This is a genomic window from Metaplanococcus flavidus, assembly GCF_042675885.1.
GTDB classification, from domain to species: Bacteria; Bacillota; Bacilli; order Bacillales_A; family Planococcaceae; genus Planococcus; species Planococcus flavidus.
Map to the genome: position 1 here is coordinate 19,675 of NZ_JBHTKI010000007.1, position 26,167 is coordinate 45,841.

Below are 26,167 nucleotides of genomic sequence, written 5' to 3' on the forward strand. Positions count from 1 at the left end.
GTGTTTAAACAGAAATATAAACTTTGGTTAAGGAAATAACTTGATAAATTCGGACTGTAAGCAAGGGGATGCTTAAATGGAACTGTATATTGTGTTCACAGACACCAAAACAAACTTGGCAAAAATGATTAAGAATTGTACTGGCTATCCTTTCAGCCACGTATCGTTGTCGTTTACGAAAGATTTAAGCCATATGTACAGCTTTGGCCGAAAAGAGGCCGATAATGCGTTTATCGGGGGGTTCGTAAAAGAAGATGTCCGGGATCATCTTTTTCAGCGCGCGGACTGCGCTGTCTGCAAATTGGAATTGAATGAGGAAAGTTACCGCCGCATTTGGGAATATGTGCAAAGGATGGAGCGGGAACAGGATTTGTTCAAATACAATTTCACCGGTTTATTTGCAATTGCTCTTAATTATAACTTCAACCGGAAAAACGCCTATTTCTGTTCACAATTCGTTGCCGAGGCATTAGCGGCAGGCGGGATTCGGCCGGTGGAAAAACCCCATGCACTCATCACTCCACGCGATTTATTTTCTGCAAACGATTTGACTTTGATTTACCGCGGAGTTATGAGGGAATATCCATATCTCAATCCCTCAATTGAATTCGTCACAGCCGATGCTTTTCTGGAGGCGGTGCAATGAAGAAAGTATTGATTTTCCCTCTCCTGAAAAGTATGCCTTCAGGTCATCACCAGGTGGCTGATGCGATCTGCGAAAGTATTTCCGCAAATTCAGGGGAAATCGAATGCAAGAAAATGGACATCCTCAGTGAATGGAATTCCCTCGTTGAAGGAGGTTTAACAAAAGGATATCTGCAATGGATTCGGCATTTTCCTGAAAGCTATTCGTGGACTTATCGGAAACTTGCTTACCGCAGCAAAAGTGAACGTCCCCATAAGGCATATGAAATACTGTTCCTGAAAAAAGTCAAAGAAATCCTTGCTAAAGAGGAGCCGGATCTCATCATCTGCACCCATGGATTTCCATCCTTTTTCATCAATCGCTTAAAAGAAACCGGCCATTGTGATGTGCCGGCCCTAAATATTTACACCGACTTTTTCATAAACGATGTATGGGGCTGCAGCCATATCGAATATCATTTTGTGCCAAGCCGCCAAATCAAGAATGATTTGTCGTCCAAATACAACATCGATAAAACCAGGATCTATCTTTCAGGTATACCGGTCAGTCGCAAATTTGAATCCATAAATGATGAAATCAAATCAACGGCAAAGCCACTTCATCACATTTTGATGTCGGGGGGAAGCGTTGGCCTCGGCAACATATCAGAAGTGCTTGAAAACAGGCATAAGGATTTGGCTTGCAAAGTCAGCATTCTTTGTGGATCCAATAAGAAACTTTACGATCAAGTAAAAGGACTGGATGGACAATTTGCCGATGCCTATCCTTATATTTCTTCCAAAGATGAGATGAACCGATTATACAACACTTCGGATGCAATCATCACAAAACCGGGCGGTGTCACGATTTCAGAAGCGCTCCGGAAAGGGCTGCCTATTTTCATTTCATCTGCCTTGCCTGGTCAGGAACAGATCAACCTTGGACTTTTGGAGGAAATGGGGCTTGTCTTTATTGTGCCTGAGGGGACCGATGCAATTGAATTCACCTGCAGGACGCTGGACGATAAAGAAAAGAGTCATCAATACAAAAAAACAGTTGAACAATATCAGGATGATCTTGAATTAAAGGGTTCGAACGAACAGTATAAGGCAATTGAATCCATGCTGAAACGGGGTTGACTGGATGGATATCCAGGAGGTCATCCAACAGTTTTTGGGGTTTTTAGAGGATTTAGGTCTTTTCGGTTTGTTCACAGCGATATTTCTGGAGGGATCTTCTCTGCCGTTTCCCGGCATTATCGTCGTGTTGGCTTACGGGGGAATATTGAATCTGTCAATTGCCGGTTTAGCTGGCTTCGCGGCATTGATGGCAATTGCCTATAGCCTGGCCAGCCTGATTCCTTATTTTATCGGCAATAAAATGGAACATCTATTATGGGACAGAATCCGAAAGGGCCTCGGTAAAGCAAGCCGGCTGTTCAGTCGTTACGGGATTTGGAGCATCGCGTTATCGCGGCCATTCGGTATCGGGAATTACATTTCCTATCTCGCGGGTATCAGCGAAGTTGGGCTGATAAAATACCTTGTCCTGACTTTTTTCGGTATTTTACCGTGGTGTTTTGCGGTTTTGTATCTCGGTGATTATCTCAATGGCAATTACGATCGCTTTGTGGCGCTGTTCAATGACTACAGATTTGAGTTCTATGGAACCGGTGTGGTGCTGGCCATCCTTTGCATCTGTTATTCCATCTGGAGACGCAGAAAGAAGAAAGTGGCGTAAAACCAGTCACCATTCCATCACTGGTTAATCTCATGATAATTGTTCGCCTGAAGCTAAATAATCCATATACAGAAAAGCCTCTTCATTTTTGAAGAGGCTTTTCTTCATCGAGCACAATACCAAATTCGTCCTTCAGCAATTTCACTTTTTCCGCTTGCGTCAAGTGCTGTTTTTCTTTTTTGCCGTTAATTGTCCGGGTCAACGTGGTGTCGGTAAGTGTGATGCGTCCATCGGGGGTCGCTCTGGTGACAATGTCCTGATGTGTAAAGGGCGACTCTTCCGAGACTTGATTGAAAACACAGCCTTCATGAAAATCCTCCAGACGCTTTTCCTCGAGCGTGAAGCGGTAAAGAATTTTTTCCTCGCCGTTATTTTCCCTCGACAATTGAAAAACACCTTCTTCGATTTCTTCGATACGATAGGTGCCGCTATTATCAGTGTGACGTTCTCCGCCAAGCGGAATCGGGCTGATCGTTGAATCCCCGAAACCGGCATCGACCAGATAGGGGGTGTCCAAGTGCACTGCTATGGCCGCATGGGTGCCCGGTTTAGTAAAGCTGCCATCCGGTTTTAGGACAGTCGCAGAAATCATTTTGGCGTCGAAACCAAGCTGCTGCAACAGCCAGCAAAATAAGCCGTTCAACTCGTAACAATAGCCGCCGCGTCCCTGATTGACCACTTTGTCATAGATGCTTTCGAGATTCAGGTAGATGGGAACTTTCCGGATAACATCCAGGTTTTCAAACGGGATATGCTGCATATGGAGTGATTGCAGCCTTGCCAGATCCTGTAAATAATTTTCTTCGATGGGGTAAGCATCGAAACGCTGCAAATATTTTATAGGGTCCATATATTATTTCATTCCTTTCAGGCAAAAGCGTACTGGCTTAGTTATTCCCGTTTGGTATTTAATGAAAACTTCATTCCCGGTTATAAATTTCAATAAGCACAGCGCAGGCAGGAAAGACGGAAAACGGCTGCTCAACTATTCATTGGCGTGACCATTAAAAATTTTTACGGTATCTGACAATATATAATTACAGATGGAGCTAAATATATTAAATGATTAACAGATAACTAGGGAAATTAAATCAATACCTCTGTATACATCTTTATTAAATCAGGACCATCGGGTATTTTTATTGAAAACTTACAATAATTTAACAAAACATTAATTTTCTTCTTGTATAATTGTGCTTTACGCAAATTAAAAAGAGGGAGTGACTAGTTTGACAAAAAGCTCAATTAGCAAGATTTTCCTCAGCCTTATCCTGGTGCTGTCTGCAGCTTTGCCTTATATGGCAACTGCCGATGCAGCCGAACCGATTACGGTGACGGAAGCAATCGCCAATAACTCGGGAACAGCCACGGTGAATGGTTATATCGTTGGTACGGCCAACAGTGGAACCAGTTACGACCAGGCTGCACCTTTTACCAAAGCCACTAATTTAGGATTGGCGGATTCACCGGATGAAACTGATCCGGCAAAAATATTGCCGGTGCAATTGCCTACCGGTTCGGTCCGTTCGGCTTTGAACCTGGTTGATAATCCTGCCAATTTTAAAGCAGAAGTTAACATTACCGGATCATTGGAAGCGTATTTCAGTGTTCCTGGCTTGAAATCACCAACTTCTTTCGAAATCCTTTCTGAAGGCGAAGTGCCACCGGAACCTGCGACCGTTGATTCATTGGCTGAAGCACGCACGATGCCTGGTGAATTGATCCAGGTCGAGGCGACAGTTACAACAGCAACAGGTTTCTGGGGCGGCAATGCATTTTACGTCCAGGATGACACTGCAGGAATTTACGTCTATACTTCCAGTGCAACTGTGTCACCAGGAGACAATGTCCGTTTAACGGGTTCTGTTTCTGAATACAGCGGTGAATTGCAATTGCAGCCGGATACGGTCGAAGTCGTGACTTCAGGCAATGAACTTCCTGAATTGCAGACGATTACACCTGCAGGAGTGAATGACGAAACGCAGGGTGAGCGAATCGAATTGCAGAACGTGACAATCACAGACCTTGAGTCAGTGAACGAGTACGGCACATTCCAATTTTCGGCAGTTTCTGAAAACGGCGAAACGGCCATAGTCCGCAACGATAACCGCAATGGGTTGACGTATGAGCGTTTTCTTCAACAATATAAAGAAGGCGATTTGATCCATGTTTCTGGAATCGCTTCCAAATTCTACGATGACTATCAAGTGAAAACACTCGGTCTTGAAAGTTTCGATTTAGTCAACAAACCAGCAGTTTATACGGATGTTTTCCCGGGTGTTGTTTCTGAAGGAATGGAAATCGCTCTTCAGTCCGGCTGGGAGAACGCAGAAATCTATTACACGCTGGACGGTTCAGAACCGACTGCGTCAAGTACTCTATACACATCTCCTGTTACATTGACAGAAGACACTGTAATCAAAGCGATTGCAATAGGGGAAGAAACATCTGAAATTTTTACTTTTGAATACACCGTTTTAAAAGTGACAGACCTTAAAATCCGTGACATCCAAAGCGGAGAACACTATTCGTTGTATGAAGATGCAAGCGTGAATGAAGTAACCGGCGTCATCACACATTTTTACAACGGTGCCAACTTCGTCATCCAGGACCCTAATGACGATGGCGACTGGACGACTTCTGAAGCAATTATTGTCAACAGAACAAGTGCAAACAGCTCTTTCCAGGTCGGTGACTTGGTAACAGTAGCGGGCACAGTAGAAGAATGGTTCTATAAAGGTTATTCCGATATGAGAGCCAACGACTTGCCGCTTACTCGCATCCGTTCGACGGACGTTGTAAAAGATGGTACAGCGGAACTGCCGGATCCAATTGTTATCGGTGAAGATGTTTTCCCGCCGACTCAAAATATTGATAATGACGGATTAACATCATTCGACCCGGAAGAAGACGGAATTGACTTCTTTGAAGCGCTTGAATTGATGCGCGTTGAGGTAGCAGATGCACAAATCGTCGGTCCACAAAATTATGGGGAAGTATTTGTTGTATCAAAAAATGCCACAAACAATGACTTCCATAAACAGGATGGCATTCTGTTGGCTGAAGATGATTTCAACCCGGAGCGCATTACTGTGACAACGGGTGAAGATGTCATCGCCAAAGCAGGAGATACATTTGGTGAAAATCCGGTGGGTGTCCTCGGATACGGCTTCGGCAACTACCAGATTTGGACAGCTGAAGATGAAGTTCCGGCAATTGTGGATGGCGGCATCGAACCGGAAGAAACCTGGATTGAAAATGCTGATGACAAATTAACCGTTTCAACTTATAATGTTGAAAATTATTCAGCAGATCCAAACCACACGTCAGATGCAAAAGCTCAGCGTATCGCTGAATCGTTTGTGGAAGACCTGAACTCGCCGGACATCATCGTTATGGTGGAAGTACAGGACAGCGATGGCCCGATTGCATCCGGCAACAGTGATGCAACGGCAAGCTATGAGCGTTTAATTGAAGATATCGAAGAAGCAGGCGGTCCGACTTATGCATGGACCGATATCGCCCCTGAATACAATCAGGACGGCGGACAGCCTGGCGGAAATATCCGAGTCGGCTATCTGTATAATCCGGATCGCGTAACACTTTCTGAAGGCACAAAAGGAACGGCAACGCAGGATACAGAATGGGTCGACGGCGAATTGTCATTGAATCCCGGCCGCATCCAGCCGATCCCGATGCCGAATACACGCAAGCCGATTGCAGCACAATTCGAGTTTCAGGGTGAGCAGGTTGTAGTCGTCGGCGCTCATTTGAACTCAAAAGGAGGAGACCAGGGATTATTTGGCCAACACCAGCCGCCATTCTTTGGTTCAGTTGAAGAACGCATCGAATTGGCTACAGCGATCAATGAATTTATTGCAGAAGGACTGGAGCAAGACCCGGATCTGAATGTAATTGTTGCGGGAGATATGAATGACTTTGAATTCACTCCTTCTATTGAAGCACTGAAAGGCGATATCCTGACGAACAAAGTCGGAGATGTACCTTTGGAAGATCGCTTCTCTTATTATTACCAGGGCAATTCACAGGTTCTTGATCATCTGTTGGTGACGAACAATCTGGCGGACCGTACGGAACTCGATATGGTCCATATCAATGCAATGTTCATGGAAGAGCATGGACGTGCATCCGATCACGATCCATTGCTCGCGCAAATCAGCTTCACTGAACCGGAAGTTCCGGCAATACCTGGTGAACAGGAAGCAGATCCCGATTACACAGGCGACACAGCGGTCGTTACTGCAGGTGACTTCAATGATGAAGGTGAATTGACGCTGACATTCACTGAAGGAACAATCGATGAACTGATTGGCAGCGGCAAAGACCTGCTGATCGATATGCCGGAAGTGGATCTTACCTTAACAGTTCAAAATCTTCAGCAATTGGCACAGGCTGCAGGCCAAGGCTTCAATCTTGAACTGGCTGTCGATGACGCGGAACTTGTGGACAAACGTCCAACATTGACGCAGCAGCTAGACATCGCAGTTACTGATCTGGAAGGAAACGAACTCGAAATCGATTTCAGTTCAGATTTCACTTTAGCTTTTGCGACAGACAGCAAAGTGAAAATCCAGTTTGGCGCACGCGAAGATAAAAAAGGCAAATGGAAAATTATCCAGGGCGAACTGAATGGTGCGACATTTACTTTAAGCGTCAACGAGTTCGGCAACTACACAGTTGTCACGAATAAAGGACAGGCTAAAAAACGTTAATAAATGAATGAAAAAGAGCGGCCCGGCAAGGCTTGAATTAAGCCTTGCTGGGCCGCTCTTTCTATTGATGATACTCTGTTTCAATTCATCCAGGCCATTTCTGTCTATTGTCACGAAGGCTGCCGAGCAGAGCTCGACGGCGTTCGGATAATTTCTCCAGGGAATCCAAAAATTCTTCGGTCGGGACAACCGGTAATCCCTGTTCTCTCATTGTATCCAAATCGGGAACGGGGGGAGGGAATTCCGCTGAAGTGACATAGCCTTTGCGGAGAGTTTCGATATAGCTTTCGATGGATGAACGGGCTTCCTGGACAAGCAATTGATTCGGGCCATGGCCATCCTGTATTCCATATTTAAAAACGGTTAAGGCTTCATCCAGTGTGGCCACTGAAACTGATAATTCTTCATCCCGCTTACTGGAATGATAAAAATGAAGGATCGGATAAGCGTTATGCTGTGATGTTAATGTGCTTAATTGGGATGAGAATGTATTGAGCAAAAGGTCGATATCATGAAAATCCTTGCCATTCCAGGAGTTGCGTATAAATTCTGTGACACTGTCGCCAATGCCACGGACGCTTTCTGCAAAAGCGCGTTTTTGGGTAACGGCATCCAGGACCGATAAAATATAAGTTACACCCAAAGTGATGAAAACGAGTCCGCTCCCCGTAGTCAATATGGCGAGAATCTGCCAGATTCCTTCTTTCATGATGTAATCTCCGACACCGAGCGTAAATAGCAGATAGCCAGTTACATACCATCTTTCCCACCAGCTGATGGGGATACTGTCATTGGTATCGATGAGCGAACTCGGATCTGCCGCGAAAAGCAGCGTCCAGCCTGTCCAGAACAATAGAATCCAAGTAAGGAGGGTGAAAATTAAAATAATCGGACCACCCATGCTTATGATGAAACTGTTGCCTCTGCTGACCCACCTGATTCCGATCCAGATCATGAGGGATAATCTTTTAGTAACCGGACCGGCGCCGCCATCGGGCCACAGAGTTGTCCAGGCAAAATCAATAATTCCAAGCAACAGGAGTAAAATACCTAAAATTGCATAGATTTCTGTCATCGTTTGCCTCCTTTATTTGATATTGTCAAAGCTCTTATGCAAATAATAATTGAAAAAGGGCAGACTGCAAAATATTATGTATTTCCTGAAGCTGTCTTTTTGATGTAAAAATACTATGATGATATAATTGTGATAAATTAAACAGAAAAAGGATGTGCTTTGATTGAATAAAAGACTTCTTTCGGGCGTCCTTATTAATAAGACGCCATTACGGAAATTAAAAAAACATCGGAATGAAATAAACATCCATACCATACTGATCCTTGGTGATTCTGTTGCCTACGGCTATGGCACAAAAGAAGGCATTGCAAAATATCTGCGGGAAAGCTTTCCTGAAAGCAGGGTTATTAATCTGGGGATCAATGGACTGACGAGCGACGGACTGGCTGAGCGGATCCATACCGGGAAATGGGATAACCACATTAAGGCAGCAGATCTGGTGCTGATTAATATAGGGGGCAATGACCTGCTTCAAAGTTTCCGGAAACTGGGCACAACCGGTTTAATACGCAGTTTTAAAACGATCCGTGGCAACTATAGAAGAAATTTGCTCACTATTTACAGCAAGGTCCGGGAAGTGAACCCGGACACATTGATCGTGCAAAATGATCTTTATAATTCAATGAAAAAAGAGCATCAATACATGGGACTGACGAAGCTTCTGTATCGCCGGTGGAACCGGGCAATCGGGGAACAGGGTGTTATTATTTCCAAAACGAATAAGATGGGTAAAAATCCGGCTATCTGGCTCGACGGCGTCCATCCGAATGATGAAGGCTATAAGTTGATGCATGAATTATTGATCAATACCTTGCGGACAACCGGCATCGCCCTCCCGCAGCATTCCAATGAAAAATAACTGTAGAAAAAAAGGTGAACCGATATTCCGCAAAACAGCTTGCTTGCCTGGGGGCTCGCACTGAGCTAACTCGGACTCGTTTCACTTCGTCCGAGTGGATCTCAGCACTTCGCTTGGTCCCCTGGGCGTCTGCGCTGTTTTGCTCCATATCTCAGATCTTTTTTAATAAAGGAATAGGCATTTAAGTGTATTGCACGTGAGAAAGTGGACACCACCATTCTGCGCACAGAACAGAATGAAGTGGCAGGCGGCGAAGAGCAAAGATGTGCTCCTATCTCTGCATCGCTTCGCTAGCTTCAGCCAATGTCCAAGTTGCTTGGCGTGCAGGTGTGCGACTCCCGCGGAAAGCGCGCACCGGAACAGAAAGCAACTGTTCCCAAATTTACTTCACTTTTTTTGATAAGCTATGATAAAAGAGGCTTGGTTATAGATATGTAGGCATGCACATAGAGCGCAATGATTGGAAAAGTTATTGGTTTCTAGTCAGCTTGGAAAAAAGAAGCGCCTTGAGCTTCTTTTTTTTGAGATAAATTTTCCGGTTATGAGCCGCTGAATTAGGGTATTGCAATTTATACAGCAGATTTGCTGAAGAATCGTAAGCAGGAGGCGACTTGCATGAACTACGGCGTGATAACATCCTTATCGGCGATTGGAATCGCACAGGCTTTGAAAATTGTAACAAATAAAAAACTGACAGGTAAATGGCACTGGAAACATGCGTTTACAACAGGAGGGATGCCTAGCTCCCATTCGGCAGGAGTATCAGCTCTCGCTACATATGTGGCCGCCCACAAAGGGACGCGCCATACAGAAACCGCATTGGCAATCGTATTCGGAACGATCGTCATGTATGACGCACAGGGAATCAGGCGTCATACAGGTGAAATCGCTCAATTAGTGAATGACCTTGAAGACAGCCTCATTTCAATGAAGGGAGATTTTCCGAGTCTGGAATTGATCAAGCGGGAACAGGAATTAAAGGAGTTGCTCGGGCACCAGCCAGTTGAAGTATTTGCTGGCGCAATGTTCGGTGTACTTCTTGGCCTGATTTCAGCCAAACTTGAGAACAATGCAATTGACCGCAAACTCGAACGTTTGCCGGCTCCCGGTGATATGAACCGGTACCAGTATTAAAGCAAGAAATCAGAGCCCTCCTAAAATACAGGACGGGCTTTTTTATTTGCATAAAAGCTGTTAATGTATACGTATACATAAAACAAAAAACTGAAAAGAGGCGCTAATATGGTTTCTTCCAATGATGTGGCAAAACTTGCCGGGGTCTCACAGGCGACGGTTTCCAGAGTTCTGAATAATTCAGAAAAAGTGAATGCGGCCACAACTAAAAAAGTGAATGATGCGATTCAGGAATTGAATTACCGTCCGAATGCTGCGGCACGTTCTTTGATCAGCCGCAAGAGCGGCATCATCGCTTTAATGTGTGGTCCGTTGGATGACCCGGAAAATGCAGAGTTTTCCGGAAAAACGATTGCTTACGCTCGAGAAAAAGGTTTTATCACGGAACTTCATATCCAGGATCCGAATGAGCCTGCTGCAGTGTTTGAGTCGATTGGCAGATCCCAAGCGGAAGGAATCCTCGCCGGTCCCATCATGCTGGTCGGGGCAGGTGTGGAGTTGCTTGAAAAATCCGGCATCCCCTATGCTTTTTGCGGTATGGAATATCAAGGGAACGGCAGTTTTATTTCCATGGACAATCGTGCTGCAGGAAGTATGGCAGCGGATTATATCTACAGCCTCAATCACCGGGTAGTGGGATGGTTGGGGGGGAATAGTGATGAACCGCGTCTCCATGATCGTTATACCGGCTTTCTGGAAAGAATGAAGCAACAGGAAATTGAGATATTAAGCGCCACGGATGCTATTTCTGATTGGGATCCGATCCTTTCAGCAATGATGGCGAGAAAGGATCGCCCGACTGCAATCGTGGCTGCTACTGATGCCATCGGCGCATATGCCATCGATTTCCTGATTGCCTACGGTTATTCAATTCCGGAAGATATCAGCATAGTGGGAATAGGTAATTCAAAACAAGCTGCAATGAATTATCTGGGACTCACCAGTGTGGGACTTCCTGGTGAAACGGATATTTTTAAAGCGGGTGTGGACCAGTTAATTGCCCGGATTAATGGCGACTCCATAGTGCCAGTGCCGAAAGGCGGGTTAATGCCGGAGCTTTTTGAAAGAAAAAGTGCGGTTGCTATCTGATTAAGTTTAATGAATACGTATACATCACTGTTTTTTTAACTATCCAAAGCTACTGGAATCTTTGTTATAATTCTTGTAATTAGAAGGAGGAGTTTTGAATGGATAGAGTTTACCCGGTCCAATTGACCGAACGAATTTCATTGATTGATGGTTATGATATGGGCATTGCTGAAAGAACCGGTACATATGTCATCAACGAAGAGTATTTGACGCTTATCGAGACCGGCCCCAGCCCTTCGGTGCCCTATATCAGAGAAGGCCTGTCCAAATTGGGGCATAACCTTAATGATGTTAAATATGTGATTGTGACCCATATCCATCTCGACCACGCTGGCGGTGCCGGCTTATTGCTTCAGGAATGCCCGAACGCGAAACTGATAGTGCATGAAAAAGGCGCAAGGCATCTGAGCGACCCTTCACGGCTCATTGCAGGAGCGAAAATGGTTTACGGTGAACGTTTTTCCACCCTGTTTGACCCTATCGTACCCGTGCCTGAAGAGCGGATTCTCATCAAAAGGGAAGGCGACCGCTTGGCAATCAGCACTGAATGTAATTTAGTGTTCTGGAACTCGCCTGGCCACGCCAATCATCATCTGGCCATAATTGATCCGGTGAGCAATGGAATTTTTACCGGTGATACGGCCGGTATCCATTACGAACAATTGGCAAAGGAAGGGATTGAATTTCATCTTCCTTCCACCTCTCCGAATCAATTTGATCCGGAAATTATGCGGGATTCCATTATCCGGATGAAGAATGAAGGATTTGCGCGCGCTTTTTATGGCCATTTCGGTATGACAGAAAATCCGGATGCGGCTTTTGAACAGTCGCTCAAGTGGCTTAATATTTTCATGGAGGAAGCAAAGTCGGCAGCAAAAGCAAATGAAAACCACAGCCAGTTGGCCAAGCGATTGAAAGGTCAGGTCAATCCCTATTTAGCCGCAAAGGGAATATCCGAACAGCACGAAGTTCATATGCTCGTCGAACTCGACCTGATGGTAAGCTCTATGGGATTGTTAGACTATCTGGGCAAACAATCATGAAAATTATTCTAGAACACAGTCGGTTGTTTGTTCTGTTTCCGGAATTCCAGCAGTAGAAAACAACCATCCAGCGAAAAAAATTTTCGCTGGATTTTTTTGTTGTGTTATTTTCTTATAATTAAGAAAGTTCAAAAAAGACTTTAAACTCAGAAAGAAATTGAAAAAAGTGTAACTAGTAAAATATATCGATATAACAATTAACTGTATAATAAAATAAATATATTATTTGTTCCATATTTTATCAAAAAAATATACCAAATAAACCTTTCATGTACTACAATGAGTGAGTAAAGACTTGCGTAAATTTAACTATGAAAGGGTTGGGAGACATGTGCGGATTTACAGGATTTATCGGTAAGACTGAAAATGCTGGCTCAACGCTGGAAAAGATGATGGATCGCATCATACATAGAGGACCGGATTCTTCCGGGCAATTCCTCGACGAAGAAGCGGCTCTAGGGTTTCGGAGATTGAGTATAATCGACCTTGAAAACGGCAGTCAGCCTTTCTACAACGAAGATGAAACGCTTGTTTCGGTGGTTAACGGGGAAATCTATAATTTCCAGGAGCTTCGGGAGGAATTGATGGGCAAAGGCCATACTTTTTCAACGCATTCCGATTGTGAAGTCATCATCCATGGCTATGAAGAATACGGCACGGCGATTTTCAGCCGGCTCCGCGGTATGTTTGCAACTGCCATTTGGGATTGCAATGACAATAAACTGGTTGTCGCGAGAGATATGTTCGGCATAAAACCCATGTATTACGCCAATATGAATGGCGTTCTGCTGTTCGGCTCTGAAATCAAAAGCTTTTTGCCGCATCCGGCGTTCAAGAAAGAAATGAACCGCGATGCACTGAAGCCTTATCTGACATTCCAGTATTCCGTTTTGGACGAAACTTTCTTCAAAGGGGTATTTAAATTGCCCGCAGCGCATTTCATGGTTTATAAAGGTGGCGAGATTTCCCTGGAAAGGTATCTGGACCCGACATTTGATGTGAATGAAAAGCCCCTGGAAGAAACAATCGATCAAATAGATGAAGTTATCCAGGAGTCCATTCTGGCTCACAGGATCAGTGATGTAAAAGTCGGTTCGTTCCTGTCCAGCGGTGTTGATTCGAGTTATGTTGCAGCCGTTCTGAAACCTGACAAGACATTTACAGTTGGTTTTAGCGACAAAAATTTCTCGGAAATCGACAACGCCAAGTTGTTATCGGATGAATTGGATATCCAGAATATCCATGAAGTTTTGGATTCAGATGAATGTTTTAATGAACTGGAACAAATTCAGTATCTGATGGATGAACCGCATTCAAATCCTTCGATCGTGCCATTGTATTTCCTTTCCAAACTGGCAAAGAAAGATGTCACTGTGGTGTTGTCGGGAGAAGGAGCGGATGAATTGTTCGGCGGATACGAAGGATATGACCATCGTCCAAACCTGAAGAAATACAGGAAACTTCCAGCCGTTCTTCGTTCAGCAGTCGGAGGGGCGGCAGCCAAACTTCCCGAAATGCGAGGCAGGCAATTCCTTATACAAGGCGGGCTGCCAGTTGAAAACTGGTTTATCGGCCAGGCCAATGTTTTTCCTGAAAAGCAAGCTGAAAGTATACTGAAAGCGGATTATCAAAGCGGTCCGTCGGTTGCTGACATCGTCCGCCCGATTTACGACAAGGTCAAAGACAAAGATAATTTGACGAAAATGCAATATCTCGATATGAACCTCTGGCTTGTTGGAGATATCTTATTGAAAGCGGACAAAATGAGCATGGCGCATTCATTGGAGCTGCGGGTTCCGTTCCTCGATAAGAAGGTGATGGCAACTGCTTCAGAATTGCCGGCGAAATACCGTATCGGGTTGAAAGACACGAAATATGCAATGCGACTGGCCGCCCGCCGGAATCTTCCGGAAGCATCGGCAAATCGCAAAAAAATTGGCTTCCCGGTTCCAATACGCCATTGGATCCGCGAAGAGAAATTCCATCAGCAGATCAAATCGTATTTCATCAGCGATGAAGCAGCTGAATTTTTCAATCAGGACGAATTGCTCGTTCTCCTTGATGAACATTACACGAATAAAGCAAATAACGGCCGTAAAATTTGGACCATTTTTATGTTCCTTGTTTGGCATAGACGCTATTTTGTGATGGAACAGCCAGATGCCGTGGTTGTCGATGTAAATCAGGAAACAGCAGAAATTCAATAATCAAAAGAGCAGCTGCTCAGGGTTTCTTCCTGGACAGCTGCTCTTTTTCATTTTTCAAAGCTATTCATTACCACCGGCAGCAATTCCGTCAGGTCATGTGCGAGCAGTGAGTGGGGAGAGCGGGTCCGGATCCATTCATCGGCGCACGCTCCGTGAATATGGACTGCATTCAAGACAGCATGACGCCAATTGTCGTGGCAGCAAAGCATGCCGAGGATCATGCCGGTCAAGGTATCACCTGTTCCTCCTTTTGCCAAGGAACTATTGCCTGTAGGATTGATGAATGTCTCGCCGTCCGGAAAAGCAATGACTGTGCCCGGGCCTTTCAAGACGATGGTGACGCCCAATCTGTTGGCCCAATCGGCGGCGTATGCGGCCTGGCCTTTCTGGAGTTCTTCTACTGAAACGCCAGTAATTCTTGAAAATTCTCCCATATGAGGTGTCAAAATGACGGGAGCTGCAGCGGAATCATAGCTTCTGGGTGACAGGGCACCGGCATCAAGCACCATTGGCTTGCCTTCCGGCAGCAGCCGATCGATTGCAGCTTCCGTTTTGTAATCCGGCAGCAGGCCTGGTCCGACTGCAACCGCGCTATATTGGTTGAAATCCAGCTGCGAATCATTTATCCGGTCCAATAAATCCGTTTCGAAAGTAGCTTCAGGCACAAAAGAGCTGATGGCCACAATTGATTCGCTGGAAGTGGCAACCGTCAATTTTCCGAGACCGCTTCTCATTGCGGCGTATGTCGCCAGTACAGCGGCCCCTGGCATACCCGCACTGCCTGCAATGAGCAGTGCAGTGCCAAAGCTCCCTTTATGGCCTTCCTGATTTCTGTGGGGCAAAGTTCTGGTAACGTCTTTTTCTGACCACCGAGGAATTTCCTTCATCGCTTTCCCGTCCTTCCTATACTTATGGAATAGCCTGGAAGAAGGTTTGCTAAACAGATGAGAAGTTTTTACTCAATTATTCTTGAAAATAGAACGGAGTCATATTGGTCGGGAATATTTTCCTTGTTTGATTGAAGCAAGCAGGAGCGGGTAAAGAACTATAAGTTTATTATAAGGGAGTGTTGAAGATGACCGATAAAAAAGAACCGAATAGGGAAGAGGAAGAAAAGGAAGACAGCTTCACCGGTTCCCCCGAGGAGCAATTCCCTGATCTTGAAGCGGAAGACACTCATGATCCAAAAAAGATTGCAGAAGAAAAGGATTCGGATAAAGACAAGGAAAACTAAAGGGAACCATCATTTTACGGGATGATGGTTTTTACTGTTAAAGCAGGTACATCGGTCTAATAAAATTCCGTTTAAGATGAGGCTTTACGGATTTATTTCTTGGTAATTTTACTGTAAAATGAAATCATATTAAGTTACCAGAAAAAACAGAATTAAGAGGAAGTGATGATACCTGCGGTAAACCATAATGCTTCGGATGCACAAATGTCGATCCGTCCCATCATAGATTCGGAGGGTCATATAATGGACGAGCTGGACAGAACGGAATTCTTTCGAAGATTTAATGCGGCTTTTGGCATTATGGATTTCAGCGATATGCAATATGAGATCGAGTCGGTTATCTGCGGCAATGGTGAAGCGGCGGTGAAAGGAGTTAACAAGCGGACAGATGAAGACGGCAATGTCCGCAATTTTTGCTATTGTGACGTCTATACTTTGGACAGGGAACTGCCGGAGAAAGTTAAAAGCATTACGACGTTTGTCATTGAGCTGCAAAAAGAAAAGCACACGAACAGTTATTGATGAATGTCCAGAGTACACTGCTGCTTTCAGGCTCGTCTTCAAAAATAATAGACGTATTCAATGAACAATAAAAGCCATCGAAAAAGAACCTTTTTCGATGGCTTTTTGAATTGGGTATCATACAAGAATTTTACTTCTTCAGCATTTGGGTAATGTAGTTCTTCACATCTTCAGCAGTGGACAAAGATAAAATGTGGTCGGTATGTTTTTCCATTTCGGTTTTGGACAAGCCGCTGATCATTGAGCGGGTTTTTAAAATCGAAGAAGCGCTCATTGAAAACTCATCCAGTCCGAGGCCGAGCAAAACAGGAACAGCCAATTCTTCACCAGCCATCTCACCACACATGCCAGCCCATTTGCCTTCTTTATGGGCAGCATCGATTACCATCTTCACCATCCGCAGGATTGCCGGGTTGAAAGGCTGATAGAGGTGTGCGACATTTTCGTTCATGCGGTCGGCTGCAAGGGTGTATTGAATCAGATCATTTGTTCCAATCGAGAAAAAATCGACTTCTTTTGCAAATACATCCGCCATGACGGCAGTGGATGGAATTTCGACCATGATGCCGACTTCAATTTTTTCACTGAAAGGAATGCCTTCTGTTGCCATTTTTTCCTGCTCTTCCAAGAACAGCTGCTTGGCCTGTCTGAATTCTTCCAGTGTTGCGATCATTGGAAACATGATTTTCAGATTACCATGGACGCTTGAACGGATCAAAGCCCGTAACTGTGTCCGGAACAGGTCAGGCATTTCGAGGCACAATCTGATGGCGCGCAGTCCGAGGAAGGGATTAAGTTCTTTCGGCAGATCCAAATAGGATAATTCCTTGTCCCCGCCGATATCCAGGGTGCGGACCACTGTCGGCTTGCTGCCCATCCGTTTCAGGACTTCCGAGTAAATCTCGAATTGCTGCTCTTCAGTAGGGAAGCTGTCTCTGCCCATATATAAAAATTCTGTGCGGAACAGGCCGATTGCTTCTGCTCCGTTTTCGAGAGCGGAAACTGCGTCTTTCGGCGAACCGATGTTGGCTCCAAGTTCAACTTCAAAACCGTCTGATGACACAGTCGGAGCATCTTTCAGTGAAACAAGCTCCTTCTTTTGGGCGGCAAATTCAGCTTGCCGTTTTTTATACTTTTCGATTTCTTCAGGCGATGGATCAGCAATGATTTTACCTTCTATCCCATCAATGATCACTAAAGTTCCGTCTGCCAATGTTTCCATCAGCTTCTTAACTCCAACTACTGCAGGAATTTCAAGCGTTCTGGCGAGAATGGCGGAATGTGAAGTCCGTCCGCCTATTTCCGTTACGAAGCCCTGGATGAATTTCGGGTTGAACTGGACTGTATCAGAAGGGGTGAGATCTTCTGCCAACAAGATCACTTTTTCGGAAATCAGTCCGGGGTTTGGAAATTTAACCCCCAACAGATGGGCCAGAACACGATTTCTTACGTCTTTAATGTCAGCCGCACGTTCCTGCATATACTCATTGTCCATAGCAGCGAACATCTCCATAAACATATTGGAAACTTCCTGCAGCGCGAATTCAGCGTTGACCTTTTCTGTATTGATTTTCTCTGAGATGGGCCCGATGAGTTCAGGATCGCTCAAAACCATCAGGTGTGCGCCAAAAATAGCCGCTTCTTTCGGGCCAATCTGTTTTTCCGCTTGTTCTTTGATCAGTTCCAGTTCCTCGGTGGATACTGCGAGAGCGGCATGAAGACGTTCGATTTCCAATTCCGGGTCGTCTATCGTTTTCTTATCAAATAGAAGGGAAGGACTTTCCAAACGGTAGGTCTTCGCTATGGCAATTCCGTCAGAAGCCGCAATGCCATGAAGTTCCATGGTCATTGGTCTGAAATCCCTTCTGCTTTCATCGCTTGTTCAATTGCGGCCATAGCTTCCGTTTCGTCTTCACCGTCTGCTGAAATGGTGACGATGGAGCCTGAAGAAATTCCAAGCGACATGACACCTAAAATTGATTTCAAGTTGACTTTTTTGCCGTTGAATTCCAATTGAATATCTGATTTGAATTTACTGACTGTACCGACCAGTGCAGAGGCAGGTCTTGCGTGCATTCCGGCTTCATCTGTAATTGTGAATTGTTTTTCTGTCATAATATTTCCTCCTCAGTGTTTGTATACGTTCCTTTTCTGTTAGGCGCAAACTCTTTTGGTTAAAGGTTTTCTGCCAATGAAGTGAACGTTTTTGATTGCTTATGAATGATTATGATTGATTTTGGAAGCGATTTCAAGTAATATCTACTTAAAATTACTAAAGCGGGTGATTATTTGCTAACCAACGAACGGCATGACTTCATTTTAAAGTTAATCGAAAAAAAGCGGACCGTAAAATTGCAGGAATTAGTCGACAGGACGGATGCTTCGGAATCGACGTTGCGCCGCGATCTGACAGAGCTCGAAAGCATGGGTAAACTGGAGCGGGTCTTTGGCGGTGCAGTTTTACCCACGGGCAACTTGCAGGAACCGAGCGTCGAGGACAAATCGACGCGGAATTTGGAAGAGAAAAAATCAATTGCCGAGTATGCCGCGACATTCGTGCAGGAAGGGGACAGTGTGTTCCTCGATGCAGGCACAACCACTTTGCAAATGATTCCTTTCCTGAAGGAAAAGAATCCAGTGGTCGTCACAAACGGTTTGCCTTTGGCGGAAGCTTTGAATGTTGCCGGCATCACCACTTATCTGACGGGAGGATTATTAAAACTGAGAACGGGTGCTTTTGTCGGCTCGGGTACTTTAATGGCGCTTGACAATTATCATTTTGATGTCTGCTTTCTCGGTGTGAATGGCTTCCATACTGAATATGGCTACACGACACCTGATCCCGAAGAAGCAGCCATCAAGCGGAAAGCCAGTTCCCATTCAAGAACCACTTATATGCTGGCAGACCACAGCAAGCAAAATAAAGTCAGTTTCGCGAAAATCATGGAATTGCAGGAAGCTTCACTGATTGTTGATCAAATGACAGCAGAAGCTTTACCGGAATTTGAAAAATTAACATCAGTGAAGGTGGTGGAAAGATGATATACACATGCACGGTGGCACCGTCGATCGATTGCACGAATTATTTGCCGGATTTCAAAGTCGGCAAACTAAACAGAAGTGAAAGGGTTCATTATTATCCGGGCGGCAAAGGCATCAATGTCTCCCGTGTACTTAAACGCCTGGGAGTGGACAGCGTAGCCCTCGGTTTTGTAGGCGGTTTCACTGGTCAATTTATCGAAGATTTTTTGGCTGAAGAAAATGTGAAAACGGATTTTATTGATTCAGGCCAGATTTCCCGTATCAACATTAAGATTAAATCGGATGACGAGACCGAATTAAATGGTCCAGGGCCTGAACTGACTGATGGTCATTTAGAAAAACTGAAAGATAAAGTGAAAAACATCAAATCAGGTGACTGGTTTGTTTTGTCCGGTAGCATACCGCAAGAATTGCCTATAGCCTTTTTCCAGGAACTGGTTGAAAACTGCCGGGCTGCAGGTGGACGTTTTGTCCTCGATACTTCCGGCAACGCGCTCCCGGCCCTCATCAAAAGCCAGCCGTTTCTGATCAAACCGAATAAGGAAGAGCTTGGGGATTTATTCCACGCGAAGATTTCCGATAAGCAACTTGCTGCGGAGTATGCTTTCGAACTGACGGCGCAGGGAGTGGAAAATGTCATCGTCTCGATGGGTGCAGAAGGGGCGATTCTTGTAGATAAGGAACGAGCTTACTGGGCAGAAGCTCCGAAAGGGAAAATGATCAACACTGTCGGAGCCGGCGACTCTATGGTTTCCGGTTTCATCGCAGCTCTGTCGCAAGGCATGACCAAAGTGGAAGCATTCCGTTACAGTGTCTCAAGTGGAAGTGCCACCGCATTCCGTTCAGACCTGTGTGATAAAGAAGATACGGAAAAATTGCTGGAACAAGTTAGCGTTCACCCAATGAATAGACTGGATGTGAAAAAATGAGAATTACAGACTTATTGACAAAAGACACCATTGCCATGGATTTGCATGCAGGCTCCAAGGCGGAGGTCATCGATGAATTGATTGCCCAGCTGGATGCAGCGGGGAAACTGGCTGACCCGGAAACATTCAAACAAAATATTTTAACGAGAGAAGCACAAAGCACGACTGGTATCGGAAAAGGTATTGCCATTCCCCATGCAAAATCCGCAGCAGTGAGTTCCCCTGCAATTGCATTCGGCCGTTCCCTGGAAGGCATTGATTTTGAATCGATGGACGGACAGCCGGCAAACTTATTCTTCATGATTGCGGCAAGTGAAGGCGCGAATGATGCGCATTTGGAAGCTTTGTCCCGCCTGGCGACATTTTTAATGGATGAAAAGTTCCGGGAGAGAATTCTTGCTGCTGCCACTAAAGAGGAAGTCTTGCTCGCAGTGTCGGATAAGGAAACCGAAGTGGAAGGACCTGAAGAAACACCAGCAGCATCGGCTGAAACAGGATCAACGGGTAAAAAAATCCTGGCAGTTACTGCGTGTCCAACCGGAATTGCGCACACCTATATGGCCGCTGAAAAGCTGAATGAACGGGCGAAAGAACTCGGGATTTCCCTGAAAGTCGAAACAAACGGTTCGAGCGGTGTAAAAAACAGATTGACTGATGCGGATATTGCAGAAGCGGATGCCATCATTGTGGCTGCCGATACCAAAGTTGAAATGGGCCGTTTTGACGGGAAACCAGTGATTCAGACTGCAGTCGGTAAAGCGATCTACGAAACGGATAACCTGCTGAACCGCGCGGTGGCAAATGACGCACCGGTTTATAGACACGATAAGTCTAAAGACGAGGCTTCTGACTCAGGTGGCAAAAGCGGATTTTATAAGCATTTGATGAACGGTGTTTCGAATATGCTGCCATTCGTTGTTGGTGGCGGAATTCTGATCGCAATGTCATTCTTCTGGGGAATAGAAGCAACAGATCCAACCAGTCCGGATTATAATGAATTTGCGGCCCTGCTGAATGCCATTGGCGCCGAAAATGCATTCTTCCTGATGGTTCCTGTACTTGCCGGCTTTATTGCGATGAGTATCGCGGACCGTCCCGGATTTGCGCCGGGTATGATCGGCGGTTTGATTGCGATCACGGTATCGGGAGTTGAGGATATCGACGGCGGCTCCGGTTTCCTTGGCGGTTTGATCGCCGGTTTCCTGGCTGGTTATGTGACCCTATTGGTCAAAAAAGTGTTTTCCGGTTTGCCGAATTCGCTTGAAGGTTTGAAACCTGTCCTGTTCTATCCTGTGTTCAGCATTGCGATTACCGGCATTATCATAATGCTCGTCAATCCACAATTGACCAGCGTTTACACAACAATCTCTGCATTCTTGGAAAGTCTTGGCGGAACGAACCTGATTCTCGTCGGCTTGCTTCTCGGAGGCATGATGGCAGTCGATATGGGCGGACCGGTCAATAAAGCCGCTTACACATTCGGCATTGCCATGCTTGATGCAGGTAATTTCAATTTCATGGCGACAGTCATGGCTGCGGGTATGGTTCCGCCGCTTGGCATGGCCATTGCAACAACTTTCTTTAAAAAGAAATTCACCAAACCGGAACGTGAAGCAGGCAAAACAGCCTACGTGCTCGGGGCATGCTTTATCACAGAAGGCGTCATCCCGTTTGCTGCGGCTGACCCGGCACGCGTCATTCCGGCATCTGTCGCAGGTGCCGCAACAACAGGGGCGCTTGTCATGCTCTTTGACATCGGTCTTCGCGCTCCTCACGGCGGCGTGTTCGTCATGGGATTCGTCGAAGGCAGTGCATTTAATATTCTGCTTTACGCTTTGGCCATCATCGTCGGAGCGGTTGTCGCTGCTATAACTGTAGGTCTTCTGAAAAAGAATACAGTTGCTACTGCATAATATAATAAAAGTAAGGCCGTTTCCGGGACTGAACTCAGTCCCGGAAACGGCCTTTTATTTTTGAAAAACGCACTGAACCATGTTGAATGGAAGTAACGTTCGTAAAGGTATATAGAAAGATGAGGACGTTCGTAATAGGGTTGTCCACGTTTACGAACGTTTTTCCTATCCTATTTACTTGTTTTTAATGCGTTCGTAAAGGTGTACTTTTACGAACGGTTTTACTTTAAGAAAAATTGCTCAAGTCATTTTTGAAATAGTGGAAATTAATGTTAACATCAATATAGTAGCTGTAGAAGGTAATAATTCCTTCATCAGTTGAGTCGTGTGGATTTTATGCCAATACTACCTTACTTGAGCATAGCTGCAAAATAATCATAACCTTGAAGGGTTGTAAACATGAACTATGTGAGAAGAATCGAGGAGTTCGATGAAGCAAGTTATCATGTAATCGGAAAAACCTTCAAGATTCCAATTTCAAAAAATTATAAAACCAGTAATTTCAACATTGGGGGATTCAAAATGAGGTCTTATACTTATCAAGCACCATATGTGAAATCTAGTACTGCTCGGATTAATATTTCTGATTCAGAAGGGATTAATTCTGGTTATACAGAAAGATATTTTAAAACTATATTTCACAGGCTATTCGATATGTGGGTTGGCGAAAATAAATTCCTTTCCGATCATCGAGCTTTTAATGAAAATGGAGAGAAAATTATAGAAGCACATAAGAAAAACTATACAATGAAGCGTTCAGAATACCAATATTCATTTCTAGGTGGTCAATATAAGGGGTTAGATCTAGTTGCAAGACAAAAAGGAATCGATATTATTAGTCCTATCTACGAAATAAATGGAGGTGATATAAACATAACAACCAAGAAAGAAATACTTGACTGGACAAAGTTTTATGAGAATGGCAAGGAGATAGGTCGTTGGAAGATTTCCCTTCAAAAAAATTTAAAAGCTCATATTTTAATAGAGGAAGAAGCGACAATACAAGACCCACTTTTTTATGCTATTGCTGGTCAAATGTTATATTTTATAGGGGATTAATATTCAAACTGTCCATATTTACTTTGAAGAATTGAAGATTAAAAACCGTGAAATTTTACGCTCTCTTTAAAAGTGAATGTAACTTACATTCAATAGTTTGTCTCTATCTAACAATCAATATTGGATTGTTAAAATTTATTTTGTTGCCCAAATGATGAGTCCTATTAAAAATATTATTATAGGAACAGCAACAATCAAACTGCCTATAGTGCCAAGGTGAATAATAGGGCTATCAATAACTCTATCCAGGTAAATCAAACTAAAAGTTAAAATAGACATCAACACTACTATTGCAAATAGAACTAACGCTTGCTTTGAGGCCGATTGTTCCATTGTTGAAGTATATTTGAATCCCATAAAAGCAAGAAAAATAAATACGGCACTGACTACAATATAGCTACCGATTTCTAAAACAGAGAAGGATAGATTTAAGTCCATCAAATCCGGTAAAATAGCAAAGGTTAAAGAACCAAAAAGAATTACCAAAAAGTATTTGAACCAATTTTTATTATCCGTGGGTAATTCACTAGAAACTATGTTCATGTATTCCTTCGGTGATTTCCCAATAATTTTTTCAATGGATTTCCCGTTTCGTTCAGCTTCCAATAAGTGTTCTTGCAAATCATTTGTAATTTCATCAACGTCATTCAAGTTTTTTCTTTGGGTAAATAAATATGTACGTAAATCGTCTAAAAACCTTTGGCTCTTTTTAGAAAGCTCCATTTGACTTTTCAACTGTGTCATCTCCTTTTTTATCTGATCCAATACTCAAAACACCAGTCACATTTTTCTGCAACATGTTCCAACGTGCAACGAATTCTTCTAATTCTATGTCACCCTTGTGAGTTAAAGAGTAATATTTTCTTTTTGGGCCTGCTGTGGATTTTTTTAAAGTTGATGTAACAAGTTCTTCTTTTTGCATACGCATCAACAATGGGTATATTGTCCCTTCGCTAAATGAATCAAACCCATAACTTTCTAGTTTTTCCGCCAATTCATAGCCGTATACTTCTCCATCTTTAATAATCGCCAGTAAGCATCCATCAATTATCCCCTTTAGCATTTGTGTCGTCGACAAGCGAATACCTCCTCTCATTACCTTGTAATACAATATATACAATAGTATAACTTGTTATGCAAGGTATTCATAAAAATGTAGTTCATTTTTATATCGTCCACTTGGAGGAAATAAGAGAAAGATGCTTTATCTAAATTTTGCATGTAACTTAATCTAAATTTTGTTCCATACAAATTCCTCACCACATTGATCTTTTCAGAAAGCTGTATTAAATTTCAAAAGGCTACAAGTATCAGGTTTTAAAGCATAAATCTCAAAAGTATGTAAGTTTACATATCAGCACGTTATCGGAGGTTGCATATATACGATGGGAGAGAAGAGGCTGATCAAATCACCTCTTCTTTTTTCTGTATAGTAAAATTACTGAACAGAGCATGCCTTTATAACATGTTATTAGAAAAGTCTTCGAAGATAAAATATCTTTAAATATTTTAAAAATATGAAACCGATATCCATTTAGCCTCGTCTTAGGGGTACTCAAATATGGAGGGGATAAAATAAAAAGCCTAGAAAGGAGTAAGCGTGGTGACTGAACCCGAACAAATCGACTATTCAAGAAAAAATCAGGAACAGGGGCTGTCCGATCTGATGGATGAATACGGCGATCGTTTGACGAAAATGGCCTATAGTTACCTTAGGGACTGGGGGAAAGCACAGGAAGTTGTCCAAGATGTTTTTTTAACTTGCTACCATCAGTACGATACATATGATGAAGTTCAATCCTATAAAGCGTGGATATACCGAATAACGATCAACCGCTGCAAAGATGTTCTGAGGAGTGCATGGGCCAGGCGCGTTATGGTCAATAACAGCTTGTTCCAGTTCCTTCGATCGAAAGAGCCGTCGCCTGAAACCGCTTCGCTGCAAAAAGACGCGGACATTCTGTTGGCTGAAAAGGTCATGGAGCTGCCGGTCAAGTACAGGGAAATCATCCATCTACATTATTACGAAGAGTTGTCCGTCCAGGAAATCTCATTGTTGCTGAAAACCAACGAAAATACCGTGAAGACCCGCTTGAAAAGAGGGCGCGGCCTTCTGGGAGAAACGATAGAAAGAGGTGAATGGAATGAAGGATAGATTTTCGGGTTACCGTGATGCTATGGACAGAAGTGTTTTTAAAGGTAAAAAATTTACATCGAGTCATAAACGGGAAGTTTTTGCTGAAATAAAAAAAAGTAGAAAAAAAAGCGGTGACTGGTTTCCCCGGACAATGAGTGTTGCATTCGGAATCCTAATCCTTCTTATTGGAGGTTACTTTCTGTTTGAAGAAATTTCCGGTCCTGCCAATCAAGCTGAATCACCTCCACAATCGGAACCGGCATCTAATGGAAGTGAAATTACTCCTACGCCAATAGATGAAGAGTCGGAAAACAAAGATGATGAAATAGCAGCAACCGATGAAGAATGGATTCAGGAATATCCCTATAAAGAAATCAAGGAACATTTCGACAGCTATGAACTTCCGGAAGAAGGGAGAGTGGAAGGCGGATATACTAATAGAGTGACATACGAAAATGGCTATACGTTCGACAGTAAGACGAAATCCATGATGAGCCGGAAACATTCGGATGAAGGTCCGGCTGAACCGACTGAAGGTCAGAAGATTGGTGTCATCATGGGCTTTCTTTCCGATGCTTCTGGCATTCCAGAGCCAGAGAACAGGACGATTTCGAATGCATCAGATCAGATGTACCACCCGCTTTCCAGATTCGAAGAAATAAAGCATCTGAATGACTTTGCGCCGTTGGAAGAGTGGCTGGCAGAAACTGAAGAAATTCTGAAGAAGTTCGAAAACAGCCAAACAACGGAAGAGAATAAAAAATATTATCTGGAAAGCTATGAAAAACTTCAGAAAATGAATACATTGATAAAAGGAGAGTAGTAG

General features: G+C 44.0%; 24 protein-coding genes. 17 read left to right on the forward strand and 7 right to left on the reverse strand.

Annotated features, from left to right (window positions below; all coding sequences use genetic code 11):
* The first annotated feature begins 76 nt into the window (after window positions 1-76).
* Genes ACFQ1X_RS03990 through ACFQ1X_RS04000 form a run of 3 tightly spaced genes read left to right on the forward strand, consistent with a single transcriptional unit; the run spans window position 77 to window position 2,365 of the window.
* Window positions 77-646, forward strand: a complete 570-nt coding sequence (locus tag ACFQ1X_RS03990; protein WP_144840310.1) for a hypothetical protein — start codon at window positions 77-79, stop codon at window positions 644-646.
* Entirely contained in the window at window positions 643-1,764 is a 1,122-nt protein-coding gene (locus tag ACFQ1X_RS03995; protein WP_144840309.1) for an MGDG synthase family glycosyltransferase, read from the forward strand. The genes ACFQ1X_RS03990 and ACFQ1X_RS03995 overlap by 4 nt, the downstream gene beginning before the upstream one ends.
* 4 nt (window positions 1,765-1,768) lie before the next feature.
* The gene (locus ACFQ1X_RS04000; RefSeq protein WP_144840308.1) at window positions 1,769-2,365 is read left to right on the forward strand and encodes a DedA family protein; all 597 of its coding nucleotides are present in this window, start codon (window positions 1,769-1,771) and stop codon (window positions 2,363-2,365) included.
* An 82-nt stretch (window positions 2,366-2,447) separates the two neighbouring features.
* Here ACFQ1X_RS04000 and ACFQ1X_RS04005 read toward each other — a convergent pair whose 3' ends face one another.
* Window positions 2,448-3,215 (reverse strand): arylamine N-acetyltransferase family protein, encoded by a 768-nt coding sequence (locus ACFQ1X_RS04005; RefSeq protein WP_144840307.1) that lies wholly within the window; start codon window positions 3,213-3,215, stop codon window positions 2,448-2,450.
* Between the two features lie 370 nt (window positions 3,216-3,585).
* Here ACFQ1X_RS04005 and ACFQ1X_RS04010 point away from each other — a divergent pair, with 370 nt between their 5' ends.
* Complete coding sequence (locus ACFQ1X_RS04010) at window positions 3,586-7,098, forward strand: DUF6359 domain-containing protein (RefSeq protein ID WP_379081456.1); 3,513 nt, start codon at window positions 3,586-3,588, stop codon at window positions 7,096-7,098.
* Between the two features lie 85 nt (window positions 7,099-7,183).
* On the opposite strand, the gene ACFQ1X_RS04015 is transcribed toward ACFQ1X_RS04010, so the two are convergent.
* On the reverse strand, window positions 7,184-8,173 hold the full coding sequence (locus ACFQ1X_RS04015; RefSeq protein ID WP_144840305.1) for a two pore domain potassium channel family protein: 990 nt from the start codon (window positions 8,171-8,173) through the stop codon (window positions 7,184-7,186).
* A gap of 163 nt (window positions 8,174-8,336) precedes the next feature.
* On the opposite strand from ACFQ1X_RS04015, the gene ACFQ1X_RS04020 reads away from it, so the two are divergent.
* The 5 genes from ACFQ1X_RS04020 (at window position 8,337) to asnB (ending at window position 14,505) form a co-directional block, all read left to right on the forward strand.
* Window positions 8,337-9,032: an SGNH/GDSL hydrolase family protein gene (locus ACFQ1X_RS04020; RefSeq protein ID WP_144840304.1), complete on the forward strand. Its 696-nt coding sequence runs from the start codon at window positions 8,337-8,339 to the stop codon at window positions 9,030-9,032.
* Window positions 9,033-9,647: 615 nt separating this feature from the next.
* On the forward strand, window positions 9,648-10,166 hold the full coding sequence (locus ACFQ1X_RS04025) for a divergent PAP2 family protein (RefSeq protein WP_144840303.1): 519 nt from the start codon (window positions 9,648-9,650) through the stop codon (window positions 10,164-10,166).
* 108 nt (window positions 10,167-10,274) lie between these two features.
* Window positions 10,275-11,255: a LacI family DNA-binding transcriptional regulator gene (locus tag ACFQ1X_RS04030; RefSeq protein WP_144840302.1), complete on the forward strand. Its 981-nt coding sequence runs from the start codon at window positions 10,275-10,277 to the stop codon at window positions 11,253-11,255.
* Window positions 11,256-11,353: 98 nt separating this feature from the next.
* Window positions 11,354-12,298, forward strand: a complete 945-nt coding sequence (locus ACFQ1X_RS04035; protein ID WP_144840301.1) for an MBL fold metallo-hydrolase — start codon at window positions 11,354-11,356, stop codon at window positions 12,296-12,298.
* A 329-nt stretch (window positions 12,299-12,627) separates the two neighbouring features.
* Window positions 12,628-14,505 (forward strand): asparagine synthase (glutamine-hydrolyzing), encoded by a 1,878-nt coding sequence (gene asnB / locus ACFQ1X_RS04040; RefSeq protein ID WP_144840300.1) that lies wholly within the window; start codon window positions 12,628-12,630, stop codon window positions 14,503-14,505.
* Between the two features lie 47 nt (window positions 14,506-14,552).
* On the opposite strand, the gene ACFQ1X_RS04045 is transcribed toward asnB, so the two are convergent.
* Window positions 14,553-15,392, reverse strand: coding sequence for an NAD(P)H-hydrate dehydratase (locus ACFQ1X_RS04045; RefSeq protein WP_144840299.1), 840 nt, complete (start codon window positions 15,390-15,392; stop codon window positions 14,553-14,555).
* 188 nt (window positions 15,393-15,580) lie between these two features.
* Between ACFQ1X_RS04045 and ACFQ1X_RS04050 the strand changes: the two genes are divergently transcribed.
* Both ACFQ1X_RS04050 and ACFQ1X_RS04055 read left to right on the forward strand, forming a co-directional pair.
* Entirely contained in the window at window positions 15,581-15,739 is a 159-nt protein-coding gene (locus ACFQ1X_RS04050; protein WP_379081466.1) for a hypothetical protein, read from the forward strand.
* A gap of 243 nt (window positions 15,740-15,982) precedes the next feature.
* Window positions 15,983-16,261 carry a hypothetical protein gene (locus ACFQ1X_RS04055; RefSeq protein WP_379081468.1) on the forward strand — a complete coding sequence of 93 codons (279 nt, stop codon included), beginning with the start codon at window positions 15,983-15,985 and terminating at the stop codon, window positions 16,259-16,261.
* Window positions 16,262-16,391: 130 nt separating this feature from the next.
* Here the strand turns inward: ACFQ1X_RS04055 and ptsP are convergent, their stop codons facing one another.
* A complete protein-coding gene (gene ptsP / locus ACFQ1X_RS04060) occupies window positions 16,392-18,110 on the reverse strand; it encodes a phosphoenolpyruvate--protein phosphotransferase (RefSeq protein WP_144840297.1) in 1,719 nt (572 codons plus the stop codon).
* A complete protein-coding gene (locus tag ACFQ1X_RS04065) occupies window positions 18,107-18,376 on the reverse strand; it encodes a phosphocarrier protein HPr (RefSeq protein WP_144840296.1) in 270 nt (89 codons plus the stop codon). Before ACFQ1X_RS04065 ends, ptsP begins: the two co-directional genes overlap by 4 nt.
* A 174-nt stretch (window positions 18,377-18,550) precedes the next feature.
* On the opposite strand from ACFQ1X_RS04065, the gene ACFQ1X_RS04070 reads away from it, so the two are divergent.
* From ACFQ1X_RS04070 to ACFQ1X_RS04085, 4 genes are all read left to right on the forward strand, one after another.
* Window positions 18,551-19,303: a DeoR/GlpR family DNA-binding transcription regulator gene (locus ACFQ1X_RS04070; protein ID WP_144840295.1), complete on the forward strand. Its 753-nt coding sequence runs from the start codon at window positions 18,551-18,553 to the stop codon at window positions 19,301-19,303.
* On the forward strand, window positions 19,300-20,232 hold the full coding sequence (pfkB, locus tag ACFQ1X_RS04075) for a 1-phosphofructokinase (RefSeq protein ID WP_144840294.1): 933 nt from the start codon (window positions 19,300-19,302) through the stop codon (window positions 20,230-20,232). The genes ACFQ1X_RS04070 and pfkB overlap by 4 nt, the downstream gene beginning before the upstream one ends.
* A complete protein-coding gene (locus ACFQ1X_RS04080; protein WP_144840293.1) occupies window positions 20,229-22,145 on the forward strand; it encodes a PTS fructose transporter subunit IIABC in 1,917 nt (638 codons plus the stop codon). Before pfkB ends, ACFQ1X_RS04080 begins: the two co-directional genes overlap by 4 nt.
* Window positions 22,146-22,544: 399 nt before the next feature.
* Window positions 22,545-23,204: a tubby C-terminal domain-like protein gene (locus ACFQ1X_RS04085; protein ID WP_144840292.1), complete on the forward strand. Its 660-nt coding sequence runs from the start codon at window positions 22,545-22,547 to the stop codon at window positions 23,202-23,204.
* A 135-nt stretch (window positions 23,205-23,339) separates the two neighbouring features.
* Here the strand turns inward: ACFQ1X_RS04085 and ACFQ1X_RS04090 are convergent, their stop codons facing one another.
* Both ACFQ1X_RS04090 and ACFQ1X_RS04095 read right to left on the reverse strand, forming a co-directional pair.
* A complete protein-coding gene (locus ACFQ1X_RS04090; RefSeq protein ID WP_379081473.1) occupies window positions 23,340-23,939 on the reverse strand; it encodes a DUF1129 family protein in 600 nt (199 codons plus the stop codon).
* Window positions 23,914-24,282, reverse strand: coding sequence for a PadR family transcriptional regulator (locus ACFQ1X_RS04095; RefSeq protein ID WP_379081476.1), 369 nt, complete (start codon window positions 24,280-24,282; stop codon window positions 23,914-23,916). The genes ACFQ1X_RS04090 and ACFQ1X_RS04095 overlap by 26 nt, the downstream gene beginning before the upstream one ends.
* A gap of 525 nt (window positions 24,283-24,807) precedes the next feature.
* Between ACFQ1X_RS04095 and ACFQ1X_RS04100 the strand changes: the two genes are divergently transcribed.
* Together ACFQ1X_RS04100 and ACFQ1X_RS04105 are read left to right on the forward strand one after the other, a co-directional pair.
* The gene (locus ACFQ1X_RS04100; RefSeq protein WP_144840289.1) at window positions 24,808-25,359 is read left to right on the forward strand and encodes a sigma-70 family RNA polymerase sigma factor; all 552 of its coding nucleotides are present in this window, start codon (window positions 24,808-24,810) and stop codon (window positions 25,357-25,359) included.
* Complete coding sequence (locus tag ACFQ1X_RS04105) at window positions 25,349-26,164, forward strand: hypothetical protein (RefSeq protein ID WP_144840288.1); 816 nt, start codon at window positions 25,349-25,351, stop codon at window positions 26,162-26,164. Before ACFQ1X_RS04100 ends, ACFQ1X_RS04105 begins: the two co-directional genes overlap by 11 nt.
* Window positions 26,165-26,167: the final 3 nt, after the last annotated feature.

Coding starts and splice junctions, on each gene's coding strand:
- ACFQ1X_RS03990 (WP_144840310.1), top strand. CDS start 77: ATGGAACTGTATATTGTGTTCACAGACACCAAAACAAACTTGGCAAAA.
- ACFQ1X_RS03995 (WP_144840309.1), top strand. CDS start 643: ATGAAGAAAGTATTGATTTTCCCTCTCCTGAAAAGTATGCCTTCAGGT.
- ACFQ1X_RS04000 (WP_144840308.1), top strand. CDS start 1,769: ATGGATATCCAGGAGGTCATCCAACAGTTTTTGGGGTTTTTAGAGGAT.
- ACFQ1X_RS04005 (WP_144840307.1), bottom strand. CDS start 3,215: ATGGACCCTATAAAATATTTGCAGCGTTTCGATGCTTACCCCATCGAA.
- ACFQ1X_RS04015 (WP_144840305.1), bottom strand. CDS start 8,173: ATGACAGAAATCTATGCAATTTTAGGTATTTTACTCCTGTTGCTTGGA.
- ACFQ1X_RS04025 (WP_144840303.1), top strand. CDS start 9,648: ATGAACTACGGCGTGATAACATCCTTATCGGCGATTGGAATCGCACAG.
- ACFQ1X_RS04030 (WP_144840302.1), top strand. CDS start 10,275: ATGGTTTCTTCCAATGATGTGGCAAAACTTGCCGGGGTCTCACAGGCG.
- ACFQ1X_RS04035 (WP_144840301.1), top strand. CDS start 11,354: ATGGATAGAGTTTACCCGGTCCAATTGACCGAACGAATTTCATTGATT.
- asnB (WP_144840300.1), top strand. CDS start 12,628: ATGTGCGGATTTACAGGATTTATCGGTAAGACTGAAAATGCTGGCTCA.
- ACFQ1X_RS04045 (WP_144840299.1), bottom strand. CDS start 15,392: ATGAAGGAAATTCCTCGGTGGTCAGAAAAAGACGTTACCAGAACTTTG.
- ACFQ1X_RS04050 (WP_379081466.1), top strand. CDS start 15,581: ATGACCGATAAAAAAGAACCGAATAGGGAAGAGGAAGAAAAGGAAGAC.
- ACFQ1X_RS04055 (WP_379081468.1), top strand. CDS start 15,983: ATGGACGAGCTGGACAGAACGGAATTCTTTCGAAGATTTAATGCGGCT.
- ptsP (WP_144840297.1), bottom strand. CDS start 18,110: ATGACCATGGAACTTCATGGCATTGCGGCTTCTGACGGAATTGCCATA.
- ACFQ1X_RS04065 (WP_144840296.1), bottom strand. CDS start 18,376: ATGACAGAAAAACAATTCACAATTACAGATGAAGCCGGAATGCACGCA.
- pfkB (WP_144840294.1), top strand. CDS start 19,300: ATGATATACACATGCACGGTGGCACCGTCGATCGATTGCACGAATTAT.
- ACFQ1X_RS04080 (WP_144840293.1), top strand. CDS start 20,229: ATGAGAATTACAGACTTATTGACAAAAGACACCATTGCCATGGATTTG.
- ACFQ1X_RS04085 (WP_144840292.1), top strand. CDS start 22,545: ATGAACTATGTGAGAAGAATCGAGGAGTTCGATGAAGCAAGTTATCAT.
- ACFQ1X_RS04105 (WP_144840288.1), top strand. CDS start 25,349: ATGAAGGATAGATTTTCGGGTTACCGTGATGCTATGGACAGAAGTGTT.